The organism is Polynucleobacter aenigmaticus, assembly GCF_002206635.1.
In the GTDB taxonomy this organism is placed as follows: domain Bacteria; phylum Pseudomonadota; class Gammaproteobacteria; order Burkholderiales; family Burkholderiaceae; genus Polynucleobacter; species Polynucleobacter aenigmaticus.
Map to the genome: position 1 here is coordinate 123,420 of NZ_NGUO01000002.1, position 19,124 is coordinate 142,543.

21 protein-coding genes are annotated in these 19,124 nt (G+C 47.1%); 8 read left to right on the forward strand and 13 right to left on the reverse strand.

The window, feature by feature from the left end; all coding sequences use genetic code 11:
* Positions 1-5: 5 nt before the first annotated feature.
* The 7 genes from CBI30_RS01225 to CBI30_RS01255 are packed head-to-tail and all read right to left on the reverse strand — an operon-like array spanning position 6 to position 4,691.
* Positions 6-593 carry a hypothetical protein gene (locus tag CBI30_RS01225; protein WP_240553459.1) on the reverse strand — a complete coding sequence of 196 codons (588 nt, stop codon included), beginning with the start codon at positions 591-593 and terminating at the stop codon, positions 6-8.
* Positions 586-1,602: a lipoyl synthase gene (gene lipA / locus CBI30_RS01230; protein ID WP_088526522.1), complete on the reverse strand. Its 1,017-nt coding sequence runs from the start codon at positions 1,600-1,602 to the stop codon at positions 586-588. The genes CBI30_RS01225 and lipA overlap by 8 nt, the downstream gene beginning before the upstream one ends.
* Positions 1,599-2,243 carry a lipoyl(octanoyl) transferase LipB gene (gene lipB / locus CBI30_RS01235; RefSeq protein WP_088526523.1) on the reverse strand — a complete coding sequence of 215 codons (645 nt, stop codon included), beginning with the start codon at positions 2,241-2,243 and terminating at the stop codon, positions 1,599-1,601. The genes lipA and lipB overlap by 4 nt, the downstream gene beginning before the upstream one ends.
* A 9-nt stretch (positions 2,244-2,252) precedes the next feature.
* Positions 2,253-2,522, reverse strand: a complete 270-nt coding sequence (locus CBI30_RS01240) for a YbeD family protein (protein WP_088526524.1) — start codon at positions 2,520-2,522, stop codon at positions 2,253-2,255.
* Positions 2,523-2,535: 13 nt separating this feature from the next.
* Positions 2,536-3,252 carry an alpha/beta hydrolase gene (locus CBI30_RS01245; RefSeq protein ID WP_088526525.1) on the reverse strand — a complete coding sequence of 239 codons (717 nt, stop codon included), beginning with the start codon at positions 3,250-3,252 and terminating at the stop codon, positions 2,536-2,538.
* A 23-nt stretch (positions 3,253-3,275) separates the two neighbouring features.
* Positions 3,276-3,584, reverse strand: coding sequence for a (2Fe-2S) ferredoxin domain-containing protein (locus tag CBI30_RS01250; RefSeq protein WP_088526526.1), 309 nt, complete (start codon positions 3,582-3,584; stop codon positions 3,276-3,278).
* A gap of 12 nt (positions 3,585-3,596) precedes the next feature.
* Positions 3,597-4,691 carry a VanZ family protein gene (locus tag CBI30_RS01255; protein ID WP_088526527.1) on the reverse strand — a complete coding sequence of 365 codons (1,095 nt, stop codon included), beginning with the start codon at positions 4,689-4,691 and terminating at the stop codon, positions 3,597-3,599.
* Between the two features lie 46 nt (positions 4,692-4,737).
* Here CBI30_RS01255 and CBI30_RS01260 point away from each other — a divergent pair, with 46 nt between their 5' ends.
* Together CBI30_RS01260 and CBI30_RS01265 are read left to right on the forward strand one after the other, a co-directional pair.
* Positions 4,738-5,538, forward strand: a complete 801-nt coding sequence (locus CBI30_RS01260) for a biotin--[acetyl-CoA-carboxylase] ligase (RefSeq protein WP_088526528.1) — start codon at positions 4,738-4,740, stop codon at positions 5,536-5,538.
* Complete coding sequence (locus CBI30_RS01265; RefSeq protein ID WP_088526529.1) at positions 5,535-6,356, forward strand: type III pantothenate kinase; 822 nt, start codon at positions 5,535-5,537, stop codon at positions 6,354-6,356. Before CBI30_RS01260 ends, CBI30_RS01265 begins: the two co-directional genes overlap by 4 nt.
* 36 nt (positions 6,357-6,392) lie before the next feature.
* Here the strand turns inward: CBI30_RS01265 and rfaE2 are convergent, their stop codons facing one another.
* Positions 6,393-6,884, reverse strand: a complete 492-nt coding sequence (gene rfaE2, locus CBI30_RS01270; protein WP_088526530.1) for a D-glycero-beta-D-manno-heptose 1-phosphate adenylyltransferase — start codon at positions 6,882-6,884, stop codon at positions 6,393-6,395.
* A 90-nt stretch (positions 6,885-6,974) separates the two neighbouring features.
* Between rfaE2 and CBI30_RS01275 the strand changes: the two genes are divergently transcribed.
* From CBI30_RS01275 to CBI30_RS01295, 5 genes are read left to right on the forward strand one after another with little or no spacing between them, the layout of a single operon-like run.
* On the forward strand, positions 6,975-7,553 hold the full coding sequence (locus CBI30_RS01275) for a glutathione peroxidase (protein WP_088526531.1): 579 nt from the start codon (positions 6,975-6,977) through the stop codon (positions 7,551-7,553).
* Positions 7,553-8,941: an NAD(P)/FAD-dependent oxidoreductase gene (locus CBI30_RS01280; RefSeq protein WP_088526532.1), complete on the forward strand. Its 1,389-nt coding sequence runs from the start codon at positions 7,553-7,555 to the stop codon at positions 8,939-8,941. Before CBI30_RS01275 ends, CBI30_RS01280 begins: the two co-directional genes overlap by 1 nt.
* Positions 8,942-9,727, forward strand: a complete 786-nt coding sequence (locus tag CBI30_RS01285) for a DUF1365 domain-containing protein (RefSeq protein ID WP_088526533.1) — start codon at positions 8,942-8,944, stop codon at positions 9,725-9,727.
* Positions 9,724-11,019, forward strand: coding sequence for an SAM-dependent methyltransferase (locus CBI30_RS01290; protein ID WP_088526534.1), 1,296 nt, complete (start codon positions 9,724-9,726; stop codon positions 11,017-11,019). Before CBI30_RS01285 ends, CBI30_RS01290 begins: the two co-directional genes overlap by 4 nt.
* A complete protein-coding gene (locus CBI30_RS01295; RefSeq protein WP_088526535.1) occupies positions 11,016-11,792 on the forward strand; it encodes an SDR family NAD(P)-dependent oxidoreductase in 777 nt (258 codons plus the stop codon). Before CBI30_RS01290 ends, CBI30_RS01295 begins: the two co-directional genes overlap by 4 nt.
* Positions 11,793-11,796: 4 nt before the next feature.
* Here CBI30_RS01295 and CBI30_RS01300 read toward each other — a convergent pair whose 3' ends face one another.
* The 3 genes from CBI30_RS01300 to argS are packed head-to-tail and all read right to left on the reverse strand — an operon-like array spanning position 11,797 to position 14,868.
* Entirely contained in the window at positions 11,797-12,459 is a 663-nt protein-coding gene (locus CBI30_RS01300; RefSeq protein ID WP_088526536.1) for a thiol:disulfide interchange protein DsbA/DsbL, read from the reverse strand.
* A complete protein-coding gene (locus CBI30_RS01305) occupies positions 12,456-13,070 on the reverse strand; it encodes an SPOR domain-containing protein (protein ID WP_088526763.1) in 615 nt (204 codons plus the stop codon). The genes CBI30_RS01300 and CBI30_RS01305 overlap by 4 nt, the downstream gene beginning before the upstream one ends.
* Positions 13,071-13,122: 52 nt before the next feature.
* Positions 13,123-14,868 carry an arginine--tRNA ligase gene (argS, locus tag CBI30_RS01310; protein ID WP_088526537.1) on the reverse strand — a complete coding sequence of 582 codons (1,746 nt, stop codon included), beginning with the start codon at positions 14,866-14,868 and terminating at the stop codon, positions 13,123-13,125.
* A 35-nt stretch (positions 14,869-14,903) separates the two neighbouring features.
* Here argS and CBI30_RS01315 point away from each other — a divergent pair, with 35 nt between their 5' ends.
* Entirely contained in the window at positions 14,904-15,221 is a 318-nt protein-coding gene (locus CBI30_RS01315) for a DUF1840 domain-containing protein (protein WP_088526538.1), read from the forward strand.
* 44 nt (positions 15,222-15,265) lie between these two features.
* On the opposite strand, the gene metH is transcribed toward CBI30_RS01315, so the two are convergent.
* Entirely contained in the window at positions 15,266-18,031 is a 2,766-nt protein-coding gene (gene metH, locus CBI30_RS01320) for a methionine synthase (protein WP_088526539.1), read from the reverse strand.
* A complete protein-coding gene (locus CBI30_RS01325; protein ID WP_088526540.1) occupies positions 18,028-19,092 on the reverse strand; it encodes a homocysteine S-methyltransferase family protein in 1,065 nt (354 codons plus the stop codon). Before CBI30_RS01325 ends, metH begins: the two co-directional genes overlap by 4 nt.
* Positions 19,093-19,124: the final 32 nt, after the last annotated feature.

Sequence of the window (19,124 nt, forward strand, 5' to 3'; positions counted from 1 at the left end):
CAAAATTACTCAGGATGAAATTCATCAAAGAAGTTTGAGTACGCCTCTTCAGAAAAAAACTTCCTTGCATCTACCCGCGCTGGGGCGGTATGCAATACAGATAACTGATAAATCCATGCGCCATTATTTGGAGTGACTCTTGTGATCCAACGCACCCGCATTGATTGCTCTACCGCACCAGTAGATTTAAATTCCAGAAAATAATCCTTAGCAGGCGGGCGCTGACGATTGGCCGTTTGATAAAAGGTATTTTCGCTGATAGCAGTTTCAGTATTAACGCCCGCTCTACCCAGCAGATTGTTTTGTAATTGCTCTAATAATTTTGGCGCGAGCGCGATTTGATCTTTACTCAGATGAATAGTGCTGACTGAATAAATATCATCCTCTATTTTTACTGCCTCTAAAGTTTGGGGTATCTCTTGGTTTTGATATGGCAAGCGTCGCTCAATCTTTTCAGGCTTGCCTGGAAATAATGCGCTATAGCCTTCCTGAGAAGACTGCACTGTGCGCCAATCTAACTTGGGACTACAAGCGGCTAGCAGAAATGCAAAGGCTAAAAATACCCCAAGCCTGTGGAGGGGCTGTTTAGACAACGCCCGCCCCATGCGCTTGTTCATCTGCATGGTAGCTAGAGCGCACCATGGCCCCTACGGCAGCATGCGAGAAGCCCATGGCATAAGCCTCTTCCTCGAAGTGCTTAAACACATCCGGATGTACATAGCGCTGCACTGGCAGGTGGTGGCCTGACGGTGCCAAATACTGGCCAATGGTGAGCATATCGATATTGTGCTCTCGCATATCTCGCATGACCTCCAAAATCTCTTCATCAGTTTCACCCAAGCCAACCATCAAACCACTCTTCGTTGGAATATTTGGGAAGCGCTCTTTAAAGTCCTTTAAAAGCTTGAGGGAATGCGCATAGTCCGCACCAGGTCGCGCCTGTTTATACAAACGCGGCACGGTTTCTAAGTTGTGATTCATGACATCAGGCAAGCCTTGTGGTGCATGCTCAGAAAAAATATCTAAAGCTTTATCTAAGCGACCCCGAAAATCAGGAACTAATACTTCAATACGCGTATTAGGAGATTGGCCTCTCGATTGAGAAATACAATCCACAAAATGCATGGCGCCACCATCACGTAAATCATCACGATCTACGCTGGTAATCACTACATAATTTAATTTCAGAGCAGCGATCGTACGCGCTAAATTGCCGGGCTCTTTTGCATCCAATGGGTCTGGTCTACCATGCCCAACGTCACAAAATGGGCAACGACGCGTACATTTATCACCCATGATCATGAAGGTGGCCGTACCTTTGCCAAAACATTCACCAATGTTGGGGCAACTCGCTTCTTCACACACAGTCACCAGTTCGTTTTCTCGGAGAATCTTTTTGATCTCAGAAAAACGGGAGTTGCCAGATGCAGCTCGAACCCGAATCCATTCGGGCTTCTTGAGTACTTGCTCCAAGGGCACGATCTTGATTGGAATACGCGCAGTCTTCTCGCTCGACTTCTGCTTGCGTGAAGCGTCGTAGTTAAGATCCTGCCGACTATTACTATTGGCAGTGGAATCGAGATCCAGCTTATTGGTGGTCATGATGAAATCAGTTGCCTTTGCAAATGCTCCAAGAGGGTTTGGCTAATAATGTCCATATTGTCCTTGATCCCCAGAGTTTGCATATCGACTGTCTTTAAGCCCTCATAGCCACAAGGGTGGATACGGGCAAAAGCCTCCAAATCTGTTGCCACATTTAAGGCTAAGCCATGATAAGAGCATCCTTTGGAGACCTTCAGGCCCAAGGCCGCAATCTTGGCACCCCGATACTCCGCAGCAATACCGCCATCCTGAGCGACATAAATACCAGGCGCACCAGGATGTCTTTCTGCTTGAATACCAAAATCTGCCAGGGTGTCAATCAAGGCCTGCTCAATTCGAGAAACCAGCTCTTTTACAAAAATCCCCAAACGCCTGAGATCTAATAAAAGATAAACCACAATTTGTCCGGGGCCATGATAAGTGATCTCACCCCCACGATCCACCTGCACCAATGGAATTTGACTGCTAGGGGAATGTAAGTTGCTTGCATCTCCCGCAAGACCCAAAGTAAACACTGGAGGATGCTCTAGGATCCAAATTTCATCCGAGGTACTACTATCCCGCTGTTGCGTGAAATCTCGCATCGCTTGATAGGTCAAATCGTAATCAGCAATCCCTAGATGCTTTACTAAAAAGGACATGTAAGCAACTTAAAGAACGACGCTGACCAAGGGATGCGTAGATAAGGTTCGATACAACTCATCTAACTGCTCACGGCTCGTTGCCGTAATGGGCAAAGTAATGCCAAGATAATTGCCATCTTTAGAAGGTCGCTGCTCAACCTTACTCTCATCAAATGTCGGATCGAATTGACGGGCAATATGCAAAATCGCAGGGAGATATTCTGGATTGGCTTTACCCATCACCTTAATCGGAAACTCAGATGGGTACTCAATCAGGGATTTCTGCTCTTCAGTCATGATTTCTTTCCTCTTAATTGTTGCGATGATCAGGCATACCCAACCAAGCACCAGTGATGATGTTCCGAATGCAATGTAAGCGCCGATGGAAAAAATGATCAGCTCCTGGCACTACTTGCACCGTGAGCTCTTGTGGGCGCGCCCAATCCAACACATCAAGCAGCGGAATGGTTTCATCTACTTCACCATGGATCAAAATCGTATCTGCAGGCACGGGTGCCAATGTCCACTTGCCTGCTGCGCTACCGACCATGACTAATCTCTCAGCTGGACGACCTAATTCCGCCAACCGTTGCACTAAATGGCTGCCAACGAAACTTCCAAATGAAAACCCAGAAACTACCAAAGGCAAGGTATTTGCAGTCTGAATCCATGCTTGATGTGATGTTGCCTCGAATTGATTCCAGCTTGATGGGGTCCGCATCCAATCAGTGACATGCAGCAAATCCTCCATCTCACCAACGCCATCATCATGCACACCTGCAGTAGCGCCCACTCCACGAAAATTCGGGCGCACGCTAACGTAACCTAATTGATTAAAGGCACGTGCCATCGTTTGTGCCACCTTGTTGTCCATCGTTCCACCCATCAGAGGATGCGGATGTGCCACCAAAGCCAAACCTCTTACTAAGAAGTCTGGATTATTTTTTAATTCATCAGGAAGGTCGATAGACATTTCAATCTGACCTACGACACCCTCAATATGAATTATTTTTGTACGGCTATTCATAAAATAACTTTCTAAAATCTTTTTTAAGCTAACTGCAGACGCTCCACTGGACGTCCTTGTATTAAGTGCGATTGAATAACTTCCTCAACATCCTCAACATCAACAAAGGTGTACCAAACACCCTCTGGGTAAATCACCGCCACCGGGCCATCAGCACAACGATCCAAGCATCCAGCCTTATTAACGCGAATCTTTCCTGGGCCAGACAGACCCAGCTCTTTCACACGATTTTTTGCATACTCAAATAATGCAAATGCATTGTGTCGATCACAACAGTCTTCGCCATTGTTGCGCTGGTTAAGGCAGAAAAATACATGGTGTTTAAAACTCATACACAGTCTCAATCAAGGTTTTAAATTAAAGGTCGTCTTATTCCGAATCACCCAAAACAAAGCTAATGGCAACCATACCACTGAAACCCACTGCATTAATTCGTTAAAGTGTAATAGTCGCCCTTGATGCCAATGTCGCAAGGTGAGAATAAAGTAAGGATTGTCCGGCAAAAAATTAATCGCAATAGTGGTGCTGACCAAACAAGTAAGCGCAAGCCAAGCCTTGGTGGTTCCAGAAAATTTCAGAGCCCACCTCAACAACAAAATTCCAAATACCATCCCCCAAATTGCCCCAGCCGTAAGCCAGAGCAAACTAAATTCTGCCCCGAATTGCAGCGTCGTAAAGGCAATCTTCACTAAAACAGTAAAGCAAAGTAGGCTATTCAAGATTTTCCACTGAGGCGCTTTAACTCGCATCCCCAGAGACAACAAAAGTCCCGTGCCAAGCCAACATATCGCAGTAATGATGGACTCCTGGACGACATGGTTCACCACCATCGTCCCCCAGTCGACCGAGGCAAAAATGGCATGTCCCCATACTCCAGTCCCCAACCAAGAGCTTTGAGGGTAAATCTGGGCCCAAGGGAAGAGCAGAAATAAGGCGCAGGCAGCCCAATTCAAACCAAACCACTGATCAAACCGACGTCGAATAGCGCTGCCAGAGAGCCATTGTGGGCCCAAAGGAATAGCCAATAAACCGCCCAACAAGCCCCCTAGAACATTTGCCCACCAATCCATCTGGCTTGGTATCCGAGTGGGTAACCACGTTTGCAATGATTCCACGCTGAAAGCCAATATGGCACTGAAGCCCAAAGCGATGCCCAGGGCAACAAAATTGTGCCAGCGCGGGTAGCAGGCAAAGACCAGTAAAAATCCCAAGGGGATATAAGCCAAGATATTCACCGAGACATCAAAGAGCGTAATAAAGCGTGGCAAAGGGGCATCTAACCATGCCCAAGCAGCAATACCATTCTGGAAGTTGAAATCAAAGGGGTTTAGGCTGACATAGATGATCAAAAGCGCATAACTTAAGCTAATGGCTCTAGCCAAAGGCATGGCCTGGAGAGGCCAAACGAACTTACGAGGGCGCTGATCTTCGTGATGCATTCCCCCATTCTAGGTCAGCCAGGTCAGATCTTTCTACAATAGGAAAATGAGTCCGAATTGCATCCTAGAACGCGTCGCTACTACCAAATCTACTAATGACGATTTATTGGTCCGTTGGCGGGCTGGGGAGTTAATTGACCCCGTAGCTCGGATCGCGCATGAGCAGACTGCCGGCAAAGGCAGGGCTGGGAGAGTCTGGCTATCCAACCCTGAAGATACCCTGTGCTTCTCTCTGGCCTATCCTTTCCAGAAGCGCCCAAACGAACTGAGTGGCCTCAGCCTAGTGATTGGCTTGGCGGTCATTGCCGGAATTGCTGCGGCATTAGGCATCAGCGAAGCAGCGCTCCATCAACAAGGTTTGCGACTGAAGTGGCCCAATGATTTGCTAATAAATAATGCCAAGCTTGGCGGCATTCTTATTGAAGGCGGGCAAACCAATTTAAGCTCACCTACCTGGATGGTGATTGGCCTTGGCCTGAACTTACGTAATGCAGATGCTATTCAACAAAATTTAGAAGCTAATTCATCCTTCGGCGCCACCGCCTTGGATCAACTGATGCCACATCAGGCGCCAGTTCCCGATACTGAGTTTATTTGGCTAAAACTAATTGAGTCATTTGAACGGTATTTATCTGAATTCAATCAACATGGCTTTAGCCACTTTCAAAATCACTGGAAACAGTGGGATGCCTATGATGGGCAAGCTGTTTGTATTTCTGGTGCCGGCAAAGAATCTGTATTCGGCATCGCAGACGGAGTAGATGGCACTGGTGCACTACTCCTAAATCAACATGACAAAACTATTGCCATACATGCGGGTGATGTTTCTTTACGAGTTCAATCATGAGTCTCTATTTAGTATTTGATATTGGCAATACGCGTCTCAAATGGGCCGCTGTTGAATCCACGCAAAACATTGCCGATCGCAACAAAAAATTGTGGGCCTACTCTGGATCCATTAGCAATCAATCTTTCCAGTCTCCCGAACTTCGTGCAGAGTTATCGGATTATATTTCTAAAACCATGCCAAAGCCTGATGCCATCGGCTTTTGCTGTGTGGCGGCCAGCGCTACTATTGACAATCTGCGCAGTCTTTTTCCGCAATGGCAGAATCTCGATTGGAAGCAGTTCACCGGCAGCAGTCCTTATGAGGGAGTCCGCACACTCTATGAAGAACCAGGCAAGTTAGGTGCAGATCGTTGGGCAGCCCTAATTGGAGCAAGAGCACTATCCAATACAAACACACTAGTGGTGAATACAGGCACTGCGACCACCATTGATTTACTAGGTGGCAATGGCGTTCATTACGGCGGCTGGATCTTGCCAGGACTTAGCTTGATGCAAGAAAGTCTCCAAAGCAATACCGCTCAACTTCCATTGGCAATTCGCTCCAGCACCCTAGCAGCCCAAGCAAAATTTGGTACGAATACTAATGAAGCGATTACAGGTGGTTGTGATGCAGCGCAAATGGGAGCAATATTGCGAGCGGTTTACTTAGCAAAGGAAATCCATCATCCCGTTGAACGCATTTGGCTTGATGGTGGAAACGCCAAAATTTTGGCAACTGAAATCAAACAATTCCCAGAATTAGCAGCGCTTCCGATTGAGCCTATTGAAGGATTGGTCTTGCGTGGCCTTTGGGCCTGGCTTCTACAAAACCTCTAAAGGCCCAAATCCACCTTGATTGGAAGTACTGACTATTTAGCTAGTACGGATCTTGCCCAAAAGAGTCGTTGTAGAGCGCTCATATAAAAATGGGATAGCGATTGCTTTACCACCCCAAGTCTTCACCAGACGCGTTTCTTCCAAAGTATCGATATCATAATCTCCACCCTTGACATAAATATCCGGACGAATTTTGGCGATCAAATTCACCGGAGTCTGCTCAGTAAACAACACTGCCAGATCCACGCTTGCAAGGGCAGCCAATAAGGCTTGGCGGTCTGCCTCTGAATTAATAGGGCGGTCATCTCCTTTTCCGAGCATCCTGACTGAGGCATCGGAGTTCACCCCAACCACGAGACTGGCCCCCAACTCCCGAGCTTGAGCTAAATAGCTGGCATGCCCGCGATGCAAAATATCGAAGACGCCATTGGTAAATACAAGCGGTCTTGGGAGCGCGGCAATACGAGCATCCAACTCTTCTGGATAGCATACTTTTGACTCAAACGAGGGTAAAGATAAAGAGGTCATAACGTCATATTAATGGCATTGAGACAGGTCCAACGATATTTGCCAGAATGTCTTAGACTTAGACATCCCCGCTCAAGTAAAAGGCTTTAGATGATCCGCAATATGACAAGGCACCTATTGGCACTTCTTTTACTAGCTTCAGCAATGCAATTCGTAGAGGCAGCTCCTCCCATGAGTCCCAACTGCAGCGCCCTCTTGTCCCATACCTTCCCAAGGCTGCAGGATGAGGCCCCACAAAATCTCTGCCAATACCAGGGTAAGGTGATCTTGGTCGTGAATACTGCGAGTTTTTGTGGATTTACTAGCCAATATGAGAGCCTAGAGAAGTTATATGCCAAATATAAAGATCGCGGCTTGGTTGTACTGGGATTTCCATCCAATGATTTTGGTCAGCAAGAGCCCGGTAGCAATAAAGAAATTGCTGAATTCTGCAAAAATACCTATGACGTGAAGTTTCCCATGTTCGCCAAGAGCTCAGTCAGCGGAAGCAATCCAAACCCCTTATTTAAGATGCTCATTGCCAAAACTGGCACGACGCCTAAATGGAATTTCTATAAATATCTGATTGATCGTAACGGTAATGTAATCGATGCATTTGGCAGCATGACTAAACCCACTAGCAGCAGCCTTACGAGCGAGATAGAAAAACTTCTTGGAGAAAAAAATTAGTGAGTAAGAAAAAAGTTGCCATTATTGGCGCTGGGATATCTGGACTGGGATGCGCCTATGCATTAAGACAGCGCCCCGATTTAGACATCACGATATTCGAAGGTGGCAATCATATCGGTGGTCACAGCAATACCGTGGACATCTCATTGAATACACCTCAAGGTACCCTTACTCATGGGGTGGATACTGGGTTTCTAGTATTCAATCGCAAGACCTACCCTCGCTTAGTACGTCTATTTGAGGAGATCCAAGTTCCGATTGCGCCATCAGAAATGTCGTTTTCGGTATCGATTGATGCTAGTGAAAAAACGGGGCGCTCAAAAAAAATTGAATGGGCTGGTAACGATCTCAATTCTTTTTTTGGTCAAAGATCAAACTTGATTTCACCCTCTTTTTGGAGAATGGCCTATGACATCTTGCGCTTTAATCGTCTTGCCACCCAACTAGCCGAGGAGCAAATTACTGCGAAGCTCGAATATTCTGAGCCAGATGAGTGCATCAAAGACTTTCTGGATCGCAATCGCTTTAGCACCAGCTTTAGAGAAAATTATTTCTTGCCGATGATTGGTGCAATCTGGTCATGCTCGGTTGAGCAGATGCTGGAGTTCCCCATTCAGACTATGGTGCGCTTCTGCCACAACCATGGCCTTTTGCAAATTCAGAATCGCCCTCAGTGGCTTACCGTTCAGGGTGGGTCACGAGAGTATGTGAAGCTTCTAGTAAAAGCCCTAGAGAAACATCAAGTCAGGGTTTTACGTGAGTCTGTTAGCCGCGTCAATGCGAGCCAAGCAGAAAAAGGTCCAGTTGAAGTCATCACAGCCTCTGGCTCACATTGGTTTGACGAAGTAGTGATGGCTTGCCATAGCGACCAAACTTTAGATTTAGTGCACGGCATTAAGCAAGATGCTAGGAATATTCTGGCATCGATTCCCTATCAAAAGAACCGTGCAATTTTGCATACAGATACCGATTTCTTGCCTACTAACGAGCGCTGCTGGGCGGCTTGGAACTACACGGCAAAATCTGGCGCAACCCCAACTGCACAACAGCATGTGAGCGTGAATTATTTAATCAACCGCTTACAGCCCTTGCCTAAAGCACTTCAAAACACGCAAATTATTGTGAGCTTAAATCCGCTCACAGACCCCAATCCAAAGTTAGTGCATGAAGAAATTCATTACTCACACCCCGTATTTGATATGCGTGCTGTACAGGCGCAAAAAAAGCTGCCTCTGATTCAGGGCAACTCCTCTATTTGGTATTGTGGTGCATGGACAGGTTTTGGCTTCCATGAAGATGGCCTACGCTCAGGTGAGCTGGTGGCGAAGGATCTGATAGAAAGTATCTCCTATCGCATCCAATCAAACTCCCCCCAAAATATTCAATAAATGAATTTGCCAACGATTAATTTTGGGGCGGTAAAACATCGGCGTTTTCGCCCCGCCCAAAATACATTTGGTTATGGTGTATTTACCTTATCCATTCCAATGCGTGCGCGCAAAGCAGACAACACATTGCTAAGCAAACATGGGTTACGGGACAATCACTTCGGACTTTTTGCATTCTTCGATCAAGATCATGGGGTAGGTAATAGAGATAGTCTTGCCTGGATTGAGCAAGTGCTTCAAGAAAACCACATTCACTCTGTCGATGGTGAGATTTGGCTACAAACCTTCCCGCGGGTCTTGGGCTATGTCTTTAATCCAGTGAGCTTTTGGATCTGCGCTAGAGCCGATGGGCAAGTACAAGCTGTACTCGCCGAAGTCAATAACACCTTTGGTGAGCGGCACTGCTACCTTCTCCATCATGATTCTGGTGAAGTACTCAAATCTGGGGAGACCCTCGTTAGTAAGAAAGTATTTCATGTATCGCCTTTCTGTGATGTGCGAGGGGACTATCACTTCCGCTTTTTGTTTCCCCAAGATAGCAAGTCCAAAAGAAATATTGTCTGTCGCATTGAACTCCATGAGGATGGCGCCCCACTGATCAATACCAGCATTAGTGGCTTAGCTGAACCTTTGGACAAGAGCGCCCTCTACCTCGCGTTTCTGCGTTACCCCCTGATGAGTCTGGGAGTCATTGGTAGAATTCATTGGCAAGCATTGAAATTATGGCTAAAAGGTGTACCTTTTTATTCAAAACCAAAACCTCCTGAAATTGAAATCACTCGATGAATCGCCCCGGTCAATCATTGTTGTCGCGCCTGATATTTTCTCGGTCAGAGAAGCGAGAGTCTAAGCAGCAGCAACACCGCGCGAGCACAGACGCCTTTCTGGGCTTGCTGGCTCGATTGCGTAGCGGACATCTTGTACTTACCCTGCCTAACAAAGGGGTAAGGGAGTTTGGCAATCGCACCGATCTGCTCCATGCAGAAATCCAGATCTTAGACTGGTCCGTCTTTAAGCAGGCGCTATCCCATGGTGATATTGGCTTCGCTGAAAGCTATATTCGCGGGCAATGGAATACCCCTGATCTCAAGGCTGTTCTGGAACTTGCCATTCGAAATCGCACCATCCTAGAAAAAGCAATTTATGGCAGCTGGCTCGGCTCTTTAGCTTATCGCCTCAGGCATTGGTTTAGAGATAACTCAAAAGCGGGTAGCCGCAAAAATATTCATGCGCACTATGATTTGGGCAATGCTTTCTATACGCTCTGGCTTGATCCCACCATGAGCTATTCCAGTGCCTGGTTCTCTGAGGGCGACCAACAATCATTGATGGATGCCCAGCGCGACAAGATCAAGCGCATTTTGAAGTCTATCCGCGCTAAAGCTGGTGATCAACTTTTAGAGATAGGTTGTGGCTGGGGTGGCTTCATGGAGGAAGCGCTGCGAAATAACAATCAAATTACCGGCCTCACTTTATCTACAGAGCAAAAAGCTTTTGCGGAGTCTCGACTTCAACAGGTCTCTGTAGAAGTAGGTGGCTTGAAAAAATTTGAGGTTCGCCTTCAAGACTACCGCGACTGTACAGAGCAGTTTGATGGCATTGCCTCCATTGAAATGTTTGAAGCAGTAGGTGAAAACCACTGGGGTGAATACTTCCAAACCATTGCTAAACGCCTCAAAGCAGGTGGTAGGGCTTGCATTCAAACGATCGTCATTGCAGAGGATCTGTTTGAGCGCTATCGCCATAGCACCGACTTTATTCAGCAATATGTTTTTCCAGGAGGCATGTTGCCATCACCCTCTAAATTTAAGGCTGCTGCAGCTAGTGCAGGCCTAGTGGTGGAGTCAGAGTTTGCCTTTGGTGCCGACTATGCAAAAACCTTATGTCTCTGGCGTGATAGTTTTAATCAGAAGATTGACGAAATCTATCGATTAGGATTTGATGAAGCTTTTATACGTCTCTGGAATTTCTACCTGATGTATTGCGCGGCTGGCTTTTCTGAAAAGAATATTGATGTCGTGCAATACACCTTAAAACACCAATCTAATCACCTTTCTGGCGACGCACTGACACCATGAAACAACAAGGGCTCGAGAATTTTCTAAATAAGCGCATCTGGGTCATTGGCGCCTCTAGCGGGATCGGCGAAGCTTGTGCTACCGCTTTATTAAAGCTGGGTGGAAAAGTAGCTCTCTCTAGTCGTCGTGCCGAGCGTCTAAATACCCTCGCACAACTTGGAGGCAAAGAACAAACTTTGGTTCTTCCTCTAGACGTTACCCGCCAAGGGGATCTGGAATCTGCCTATCAATCCATTCTTGATAGCTGGGGTGGATTAGATTTGTTACTGTTTGTTTCGGGGATGTATGTCCCCTTACGCGCTGACAACTTTGATTTCGATATTGCGCAAAAAACAATTGATGCTAATTTACTTGGCCCCATGCGCGCAGTTGCAGCCGTCTTGCCTGAAATGCTCAAGAATCACGCTGGTCATATTGCCATTGTGGGTAGTGTGGCGGGCTATAGCGGACTCCCAAAAGCCTTGGCGTATGGGCCTAGCAAAGCGGGGATTATTAATTTCTGCGAAACCCTTTATTACGACTTACTACCACAAGGCATCAGCGTACACATGATCTCCCCAGGCTTTGTGGCCACTGAAGCTACTGCAAAAAATGATTTTGAGATGCCGGCACTCATCACTGCAGATGAAGCTGCACAGGAAATTTTAAAAGGCATTCAGGCTGGGAAATTTGACATTCACTTCCCTAAGCGGTTTTCAGGATTCTTAAAGTTCCTCAGAATCCTGCCCTACCCACTTTACTTTTGGATCGTACGTCGCTTCGTTCAACTCTAAAAAATTATTTGAATTTATCCTTACGGATTTTTTGCTCTAAGTAATCCATCACGGAGATCGCTTTCGCTTTAGTGCCAGCAATCGATGGTGAAGTTACATAACGGCCCTGCATCACAATGGTTGGCACTCCATCAATGCGGTACGCGTCAGCCATTTGTCTTGCTGCACGCGCCTTAGCTACCACCGCAAACGAACGATAAGTCGCCAAGAAAGTATTGCGATCAATGCCTTGTGATGCAACCCAGTCAGCAATCTCATTCTCGGTCATGAGGCGCTTATTCTCTTTGTGCATGGCGTACATCACTTTTTCATTCATTGCCTCGCCTTTACCCATCGCCTCTAGGGCATAGAACAACTGGCTATGTGGCATAAAGTCATCGCGGAACGCAACAGGCACTCTACGGAATGTCACATCCTTAGGCTGGCGTTTTATCCATGCACTTAACTCTGGCTCAAAGTCATAGCAATGTGGGCAACCGTACCAAAAGAATTCGATAACCTCAACCTTGCCTTTAGATTCCACTGGCTGAGCAACTGGCAGAATACGGTAATCAAATCCTTCCTCGATCTTAGGACTTTGCGCATTTGAAAGGCCAGAAAAAGAAATTGCCAGACTTAGGGCGGCAACAGATAGAAGGGTTCGCTTCGACTTAGATAATGTAATCATGATTTGCTAGATTTAATAACGCTAGGTTTAATGCCCATGCTATTAAGCCTATCTCGCACGGGATTGCTTTCTTCAACACTGTTATATGGACCAACACGAACGCGCCAAAGTGTATTGCCCTCGCTACTGATCTCACTCAATTGCGACTGAATACCTTGAATGGCCAAACTCGCCTTTTGTGCATCAGCATCAGCGCGCTTATTAAAAGCGCCTACTTGTAAGAAATAGATTGCATCGGATTTGGCTACAGCAGCTGGGGCCACTTCTGCTGGTTTCTTACCAGCAGCTACGTCACCAATCGGATCCGATGTATTGGCAGCGGGTGCAGAAGATTTACCTTGTAAGGGTTTATTCAAATCTAGAGGCTCTGCCGGATTTGCCACCCCACCCTCTGCGGGTGCAGGAGCAGATTTAATCGTTAGCGGAAGATTAGGGGCCCTTACTCCTGGCCTCTCCTGTGGGGTGTTCTTTGAAAGGTAAAACGCAATCACAAATGCCACACCCAAGCCAACTCCTAAGCCCAAAATAAAGCCTAGGATGGTACCACCGTACTCCGAGTTTGAAGTATCCACTTTTGGAATATAGCCAGCCTGTTGATTCGTTTTTTTCATCGCGTCTCCAACCTTCTTTTTTACTTCTTTAGCACCACCAAACACTCACAGCTTACATCTTAGCTGGTGCTGAAACTCCCAATAGTTTTAAACCATTTTCAAGCACTTGGCGAGTCGCCGAAAGCAGGGCTAATCGAGCCAACTTCAAGGCGGCATCATCCACCAAGACACGGTCCGCGCTATAGAAGGTGTGGAAATCTCCTGCCAAATCACGCAAATAAAAAGCTAAGGCATGGGGCGCTAAATCCGCAGCTGCATCAGTAAGCATTTCTGGGTACTCAGCTAAGCGACGCAATAGATGGTCGGAAGCCTTACTTTGCAGCAAAGAAAGATCTGCTGCCTTGAGGTCAGACACCTGACCGCCCCATTGAGTCAAGATAGAGCAAATACGCGCATGAGCATACTGCACGTAGAACACGGGGTTCTCATCGTTTTGTTGCAGCGCTAAATCAATATCAAAGACAAACTCAGTATCGGCCTTACGTGAGATTAAGAAAAAGCGTACGGCATCTCGCCCACGCTGTAATGCGAACTCACGTTCATCGGCAGTCATCTCTGGCGTAACGCCGCCAGACCACTCCACTAAATCACGCACAGTCACATAAGATCCTGCACGCTTAGAAATTTTAACTTCTTCACCATGGCGCATCACTGTGACCATCTTGTGCAACACATAATCAGGGTAGGTTTTAGGAATATCCCAGCCACGCTTCTGCGCTACGCCCTGCAATCCAGAGCGCACACGGGCAATCGTACCGTGGTGATCACTGCCTTGAACGTTAATCACCTTTGCAAAGCCACGATTCCACTTGCTGGTGTGATACGCGACATCGGGCACAAAATAAGTAAAGCTGCCATCAGACTTACGCATGACGCGATCTTTATCATCGCCATCATCAGTGGTCTTAAGCCAAAGCGCACCCTCAGATTCATAGGTCTTGCCAATGCTCTGCAACTCCTCAACAATTTTTGCAACACTGCCATCAATATACAAAGAAGACTCTAAGTAATAGCAATCGAACTTCACGCCAAAGATTTTTAAATCAATATCTTGTTCGTTACGCAAGTAAGCGACCGCAAATAGACGGATCGCCTCCATTCTTTCTGCATCTGATAAATCATCTCGATATCCAGGAGCCACTTTATAAGCGCTTGCAATCTCAGCAATGTACTCGCCGTTATAGGCATTCTCTGGCCAAGCAGCATCGCCTGGCTTCAAGCCATTTAAGCGCGCCTGAACGGAAAGCGCCAAATTGGCAATCTGTACGCCAGCATCGTTGTAATAAAACTCGCGATGCACTTTAATGCCTTGAGTTGCCAAGAGGTTTGCTAGCGCATCACCCAAAGCAGCTTGGCGGCCATGACCCACATGCAAAGGGCCAGTGGGATTGGCTGAGACAAACTCAATCATGGCGCTGGGTACCAGAGCATTCTCTGGGGCTAATTGGCCAAATTGAGATCCCGCTGTCAGCACCTCTTGAACCACAGCGGTTTTAGCGGAATTGCTGAGGCGAAAGTTAATAAATCCGGGGCCTGCGATTTCGCAAGAAGCAATCAGATCGCTATAACCGGGTTGCTGCTCTAGGCGCTCAACCAAGGCTTGCGCCAATTCTCGAGGATTAAGTTTCCAGGCCTTGGAGAGCTGGAGAGCGATATTACATGCGACATCCCCATGATCGACCGCCTTAGGGCGCTCCAAACGGGGCTGGGGAGCCTCGCCTAAACCACGCTCCTGAGCCAAACCTTGCAGTGCAACGCCGAGCATTTCAATTAAACGATTTTTATTAGTTAACAACATAGATAAGTGAGTTTATCAGGTGGTAAGCTATTGAAATGATCTATCAATTTCGCTCCAAAGCGGGCCCAGACGTCATTATGTTGGCTGATCTGACTCAACGGATATTTGATATCTTGGGTCGCTCCTTAGAACACAGAGGAATTTTGACGGTTGAGCAATTGCCACCCCTCATCACCGCCCTAGAAACCGCTATCCTGAAAGACCTTGAGGAGCGCTCCAAAAGCAATACCGCCGAACAAGAAAATACGGAAAAACCGAAGTTAGCAGACAGACTCGGGCAGCGCGCCTACCCCTTCCTAGAGCTTATGAAACAGGCTAAGGCCAAAGATGAGCCGGTAATGTGGGGCGTTTAAACGAAGCCACCCCGCTCCACATAATCCAAACAAAGTAACTGTATTTAATCGATTGAGCTAGCCAGCTGGCGACGCACATCCTCAATAGACTCATCACGGCGTTTAGCTAGATCCTCAACCTGATCAGCAGAAACTTTACCCACGTTAAAGTAGCGTGCATCCGGATGGGCTAGGTAAAAGCCACTGACGCTAGAGGCTGGATTCATAGCCATTGACTCGGTCAGAGTCATGCCAATATCCTCCGAACCAATGACGCGCAGTAAATCCCTCTTCACTTCATGGACTGGACAGGCTGGGTAACCAGGAGCCGGACGAATACCGCGATATTCCTCGTTAATCATTTGATCACTCGTCAAGAACTCGTCTGTCGCATATCCCCAAAGGTCAGTACGGACGCGGTGGTGCATGAGCTCTGCAAATGCTTCCGCCAAACGATCGGCCAAAGATTGCAGCATGATTGCACTGTAGTCGTCATGCTTCGCATGAAACTCAGCAACCTTCTTCTCAACGCCGTGGCCTGTAGTGACTGCAAAGCAGCCTAAATAATCTGCAACACCCAAATCTTTTGGCGCAACATAATCTGCCAAACAACGATTAGGGCGACGTACGCCATCGACTACCGGACGCTCAGCTTGTTGGCGCAAGTTATGCCAAACAAATAGTGGGTGCTCGCGAGACTCATCGCTATATAAGACGATGTCGTCGCCAACCGCATTAGCGGGATAGAAGGCTACCACTGCATCAGCTTGCAGCCATTGGCCTTTGATGAGCTTATCTAGCAACACCTGAGCATCTTCAAAGACGTTGCGAGCCTCTATGCCCACCACTTCATCATCAAGGATTTGCGGGAACTTGCCAGCCAAATCCCAAGTCTGGAAAAATGGTGTCCAGTCAATGTATTTGGCGATATCACTTAAAGCGAAGTTCTTGAAAATACGACGCCCAATAAATTTGGGTTTCTCAGGCACATAGTTGGCCCAATCAATCAACTCACGATTCTTACGTGCAGCCTCCAATGAAATCGTTGGAGCTACCTTTTTATTCGCATGCTGTTCACGAATGCGGACATAGTCATCGCGCAAATCTTGAATAAATTTCTTAGAATTCTCATCAGACAACAAGCTAGATGCTACCGATACAGAGCGAGACGCATCTGGAACATAAACCACCGGACCATCGTAGTGTGGTGCGATCTTCACGGCAGTATGCACACGGGAAGTTGTTGCGCCACCAATCATCAGCGGAATTTGACGCTCACGGAAGTAATCATCACGCTGCATTTCTTGCGCAACATAAGTCATCTCTTCAAGTGAAGGTGTGATCAAACCAGATAAGCCAACGATGTCCGCCTTTTCTTCTTTAGCGCGCTTGAGAATTTCTGCGCAAGGCACCATCACACCCATATTGGCAACTTCGAAGTTATTACATTGCAACACTACAGTCACAATATTTTTACCAATATCGTGAACATCGCCCTTCACGGTAGCCATGACAATTTTGCCCTTGGCTTTCGCTTCACCACCAGAAGCAATGTGGAGGCGCTTCTCTTCTTCAATGTAGGGAATCAAAATGGCAACAGCTTGTTTCATCACGCGCGCGCTCTTCACTACTTGCGGCAAGAACATCTTACCCTCGCCAAACAAGTCGCCAACGACATTCATGCCGTCCATGAGCGGACCTTCAATAACTTCAATCGGCCTGCCGCCTGCGCCCATAATTTGCGCACGCAACTCTTCCGTATCTTCTTCAATGAAAATAGTAATACCATGCACGAGTGCATGCGTTAAACGAGCACGCACTGGCGATTCACGCCAAGCCAAGTTCTCAACCTGCTTTGCGCCACCACCTTTAAATTGGTCGGCAATATCGAGTAAACGCTCGGTTGGAGTCTTACCTTCTTTTTCTTTAAAGCGGTTGAGAACAACATCTTCAACGCGCTCACGCAACTCAGCATCTAAGTCTGCGTAGACGCCAAGCTGTCCTGCATTGACGATACCCATGTCCATGCCCGCCTGAATAGCGTGATACAAGAACACCGTATGAATAGCTTCACGCACGCGATCATTGCCACGGAATGAGAAGCTAACGTTCGATACTCCACCGCTAACTTTTGCGCCCGGTAGATTTTCTTTAATCCAGCGAGTGGCATTAATGAAATCAACCGCATAGTTGTCGTGCTCTTCAATCCCCGTAGCGATTGCAAAGATATTGGGGTCAAAAATAATATCTTCAGCGGGGAAGCCAACCTCATTAACCAAAATCTCATAGCAACGTTGACAGATTTCTGTCTTGCGCTTAAAGGTATCGGCTTGGCCCGCCTCATCAAACGCCATCACCACAGTAGCAGCACCGTAACGACGAAGTAAACGAGCTTGCTTTCTGAAAGGCTCTTCACCTTCTTTCAGGGAAATCGAATTGACAATCGGCTTACCTTGAATACATTTCAGACCGGCCTCGATCACGCTCCACTTAGAGGAGTCCACCATGATGGGTACGCGCGCGATATCGGGTTCAGAAGCAATCAGATTTAAGAAGCGCGTCATCGCCGCCTCAGAATCTAGCATCGCCTCATCCATATTGATATCGATGACTTGGGCACCGTTCTCCACTTGCTGTCTCGCTACTACCAATGCTTCATCAAACTGATTATTTAGAATCATGCGTGAGAATGCTTTGGAGCCCGTAACGTTCGTACGCTCACCAATGTTCACAAAGCCGACATCGGCCGTGACATTAAAGGGCTCTAGGCCAGATAGCTTCATCGCTGGCATAGCAGATTTATTTACTGGTTTATTTTCTTTGGCGCTCATGATGATGCCTCCGCGCTCTCTCGATAAAAGGCACGTGGCTTACGCTTTGCTACCGCATTGGCAATTGCGCGAATATGATCTGGCGTAGTTCCACAGCAACCACCCACCAGATTGACCAAGCCATCTTTTGCAAAACCATCAACCAAGCTAGAGGTAATTTCTGGAGTCTCATCGAAACCGGTATCACTCATCGGGTTAGGTAAGCCAGCATTCGGATAGCAAGACACTGCCGCATCACAGATGCGAGCAAGCTCTGCAATATAGGGGCGCATCAATGCTGCACCTAAAGCGCAGTTCAGGCCAAAGGTTAAAGGTTTAATGTGACGCAAGCTATTCCAAAAGGCTTCAACTGTTTGACCAGATAAAATGCGGCCAGAAGCATCGGTTACCGTTCCTGAAATCATGACGGGCAAACGCTCGCCCGTTTCTTCAAAGAATTCATCTAACGCGAATAATGCAGCTTTGGCATTGAGCGTATCAAAAATAGTTTCTACTAAAAATAAATCAACGCCACCAGCAAAGAGTCCTTCAATTTGCTCACGATACGAAGCGCGCAAAACCTCAAAAGTTACATTGCGTGCGCCAGGATCATTGACGTCTGGAGAGATGCTTGCCGTCTTGGGCGTTGGCCCAATCGCGCCCGCAGCAAAACGGGGTTTATCTGGTGTACTGTATTTTTCACAAGCAGCACGAGCGAGTTTGGCAGAGATTTCATTCATCTCATATGCCAAGCCGGCCATCTTGTAATCCTCTTGAGCTACCGAGGTGGCGCCAAAGGTATTGGTCTCAATAATGTCTGCGCCAGCATCAAGGTACTGCTCATGAATTTTGCTAATAATTTGGGGTTGAGTGAGCACCAGCAGCTCGTTATTGCCCTTAATATCGCCCGGATGATCTACAAAACGCGTATTGGTGGGCATGCCACGGTAATCGGCCTCATTCAACTTGTATTGCTGAATCATGGTGCCCATAGCGCCATCCAAAATCAGAATGCGTTGCTTTAGGAGCTCAGGAAGGGCCTGACCACGGGTGTAAGGCTGGGATAAACCATTAGATTGCATTGCTTAACCGGGATTAATCTCTAGAATCTCTT

What these genes read in the sequence shown, in the direction of transcription:
- CBI30_RS01250 (WP_088526526.1), bottom strand. Translation starts at nt 3,584, where the DNA reads ATGAGTTTTAAACACCATGTATTTTTCTGCCTTAACCAGCGCAACAAT.
- CBI30_RS01245 (WP_088526525.1), bottom strand. Translation starts at nt 3,252, where the DNA reads ATGAATAGCCGTACAAAAATAATTCATATTGAGGGTGTCGTAGGTCAG.
- CBI30_RS01260 (WP_088526528.1), top strand. Translation starts at nt 4,738, where the DNA reads ATGAGTCCGAATTGCATCCTAGAACGCGTCGCTACTACCAAATCTACT.
- lipB (WP_088526523.1), bottom strand. Translation starts at nt 2,243, where the DNA reads ATGTCCTTTTTAGTAAAGCATCTAGGGATTGCTGATTACGATTTGACC.
- lipA (WP_088526522.1), bottom strand. Translation starts at nt 1,602, where the DNA reads ATGACCACCAATAAGCTGGATCTCGATTCCACTGCCAATAGTAATAGT.
- CBI30_RS01295 (WP_088526535.1), top strand. Translation starts at nt 11,016, where the DNA reads ATGAAACAACAAGGGCTCGAGAATTTTCTAAATAAGCGCATCTGGGTC.
- CBI30_RS01305 (WP_088526763.1), bottom strand. Translation starts at nt 13,070, where the DNA reads ATGAAAAAAACGAATCAACAGGCTGGCTATATTCCAAAAGTGGATACT.
- CBI30_RS01325 (WP_088526540.1), bottom strand. Translation starts at nt 19,092, where the DNA reads ATGCAATCTAATGGTTTATCCCAGCCTTACACCCGTGGTCAGGCCCTT.
- CBI30_RS01315 (WP_088526538.1), top strand. Translation starts at nt 14,904, where the DNA reads ATGATCTATCAATTTCGCTCCAAAGCGGGCCCAGACGTCATTATGTTG.
- CBI30_RS01240 (WP_088526524.1), bottom strand. Translation starts at nt 2,522, where the DNA reads ATGACTGAAGAGCAGAAATCCCTGATTGAGTACCCATCTGAGTTTCCG.
- metH (WP_088526539.1), bottom strand. Translation starts at nt 18,031, where the DNA reads ATGAGCGCCAAAGAAAATAAACCAGTAAATAAATCTGCTATGCCAGCG.
- CBI30_RS01265 (WP_088526529.1), top strand. Translation starts at nt 5,535, where the DNA reads ATGAGTCTCTATTTAGTATTTGATATTGGCAATACGCGTCTCAAATGG.
- CBI30_RS01275 (WP_088526531.1), top strand. Translation starts at nt 6,975, where the DNA reads ATGATCCGCAATATGACAAGGCACCTATTGGCACTTCTTTTACTAGCT.
- CBI30_RS01255 (WP_088526527.1), bottom strand. Translation starts at nt 4,691, where the DNA reads ATGCATCACGAAGATCAGCGCCCTCGTAAGTTCGTTTGGCCTCTCCAG.
- rfaE2 (WP_088526530.1), bottom strand. Translation starts at nt 6,884, where the DNA reads ATGACCTCTTTATCTTTACCCTCGTTTGAGTCAAAAGTATGCTATCCA.
- CBI30_RS01290 (WP_088526534.1), top strand. Translation starts at nt 9,724, where the DNA reads ATGAATCGCCCCGGTCAATCATTGTTGTCGCGCCTGATATTTTCTCGG.
- CBI30_RS01300 (WP_088526536.1), bottom strand. Translation starts at nt 12,459, where the DNA reads ATGATTACATTATCTAAGTCGAAGCGAACCCTTCTATCTGTTGCCGCC.
- argS (WP_088526537.1), bottom strand. Translation starts at nt 14,868, where the DNA reads ATGTTGTTAACTAATAAAAATCGTTTAATTGAAATGCTCGGCGTTGCA.
- CBI30_RS01285 (WP_088526533.1), top strand. Translation starts at nt 8,942, where the DNA reads ATGAATTTGCCAACGATTAATTTTGGGGCGGTAAAACATCGGCGTTTT.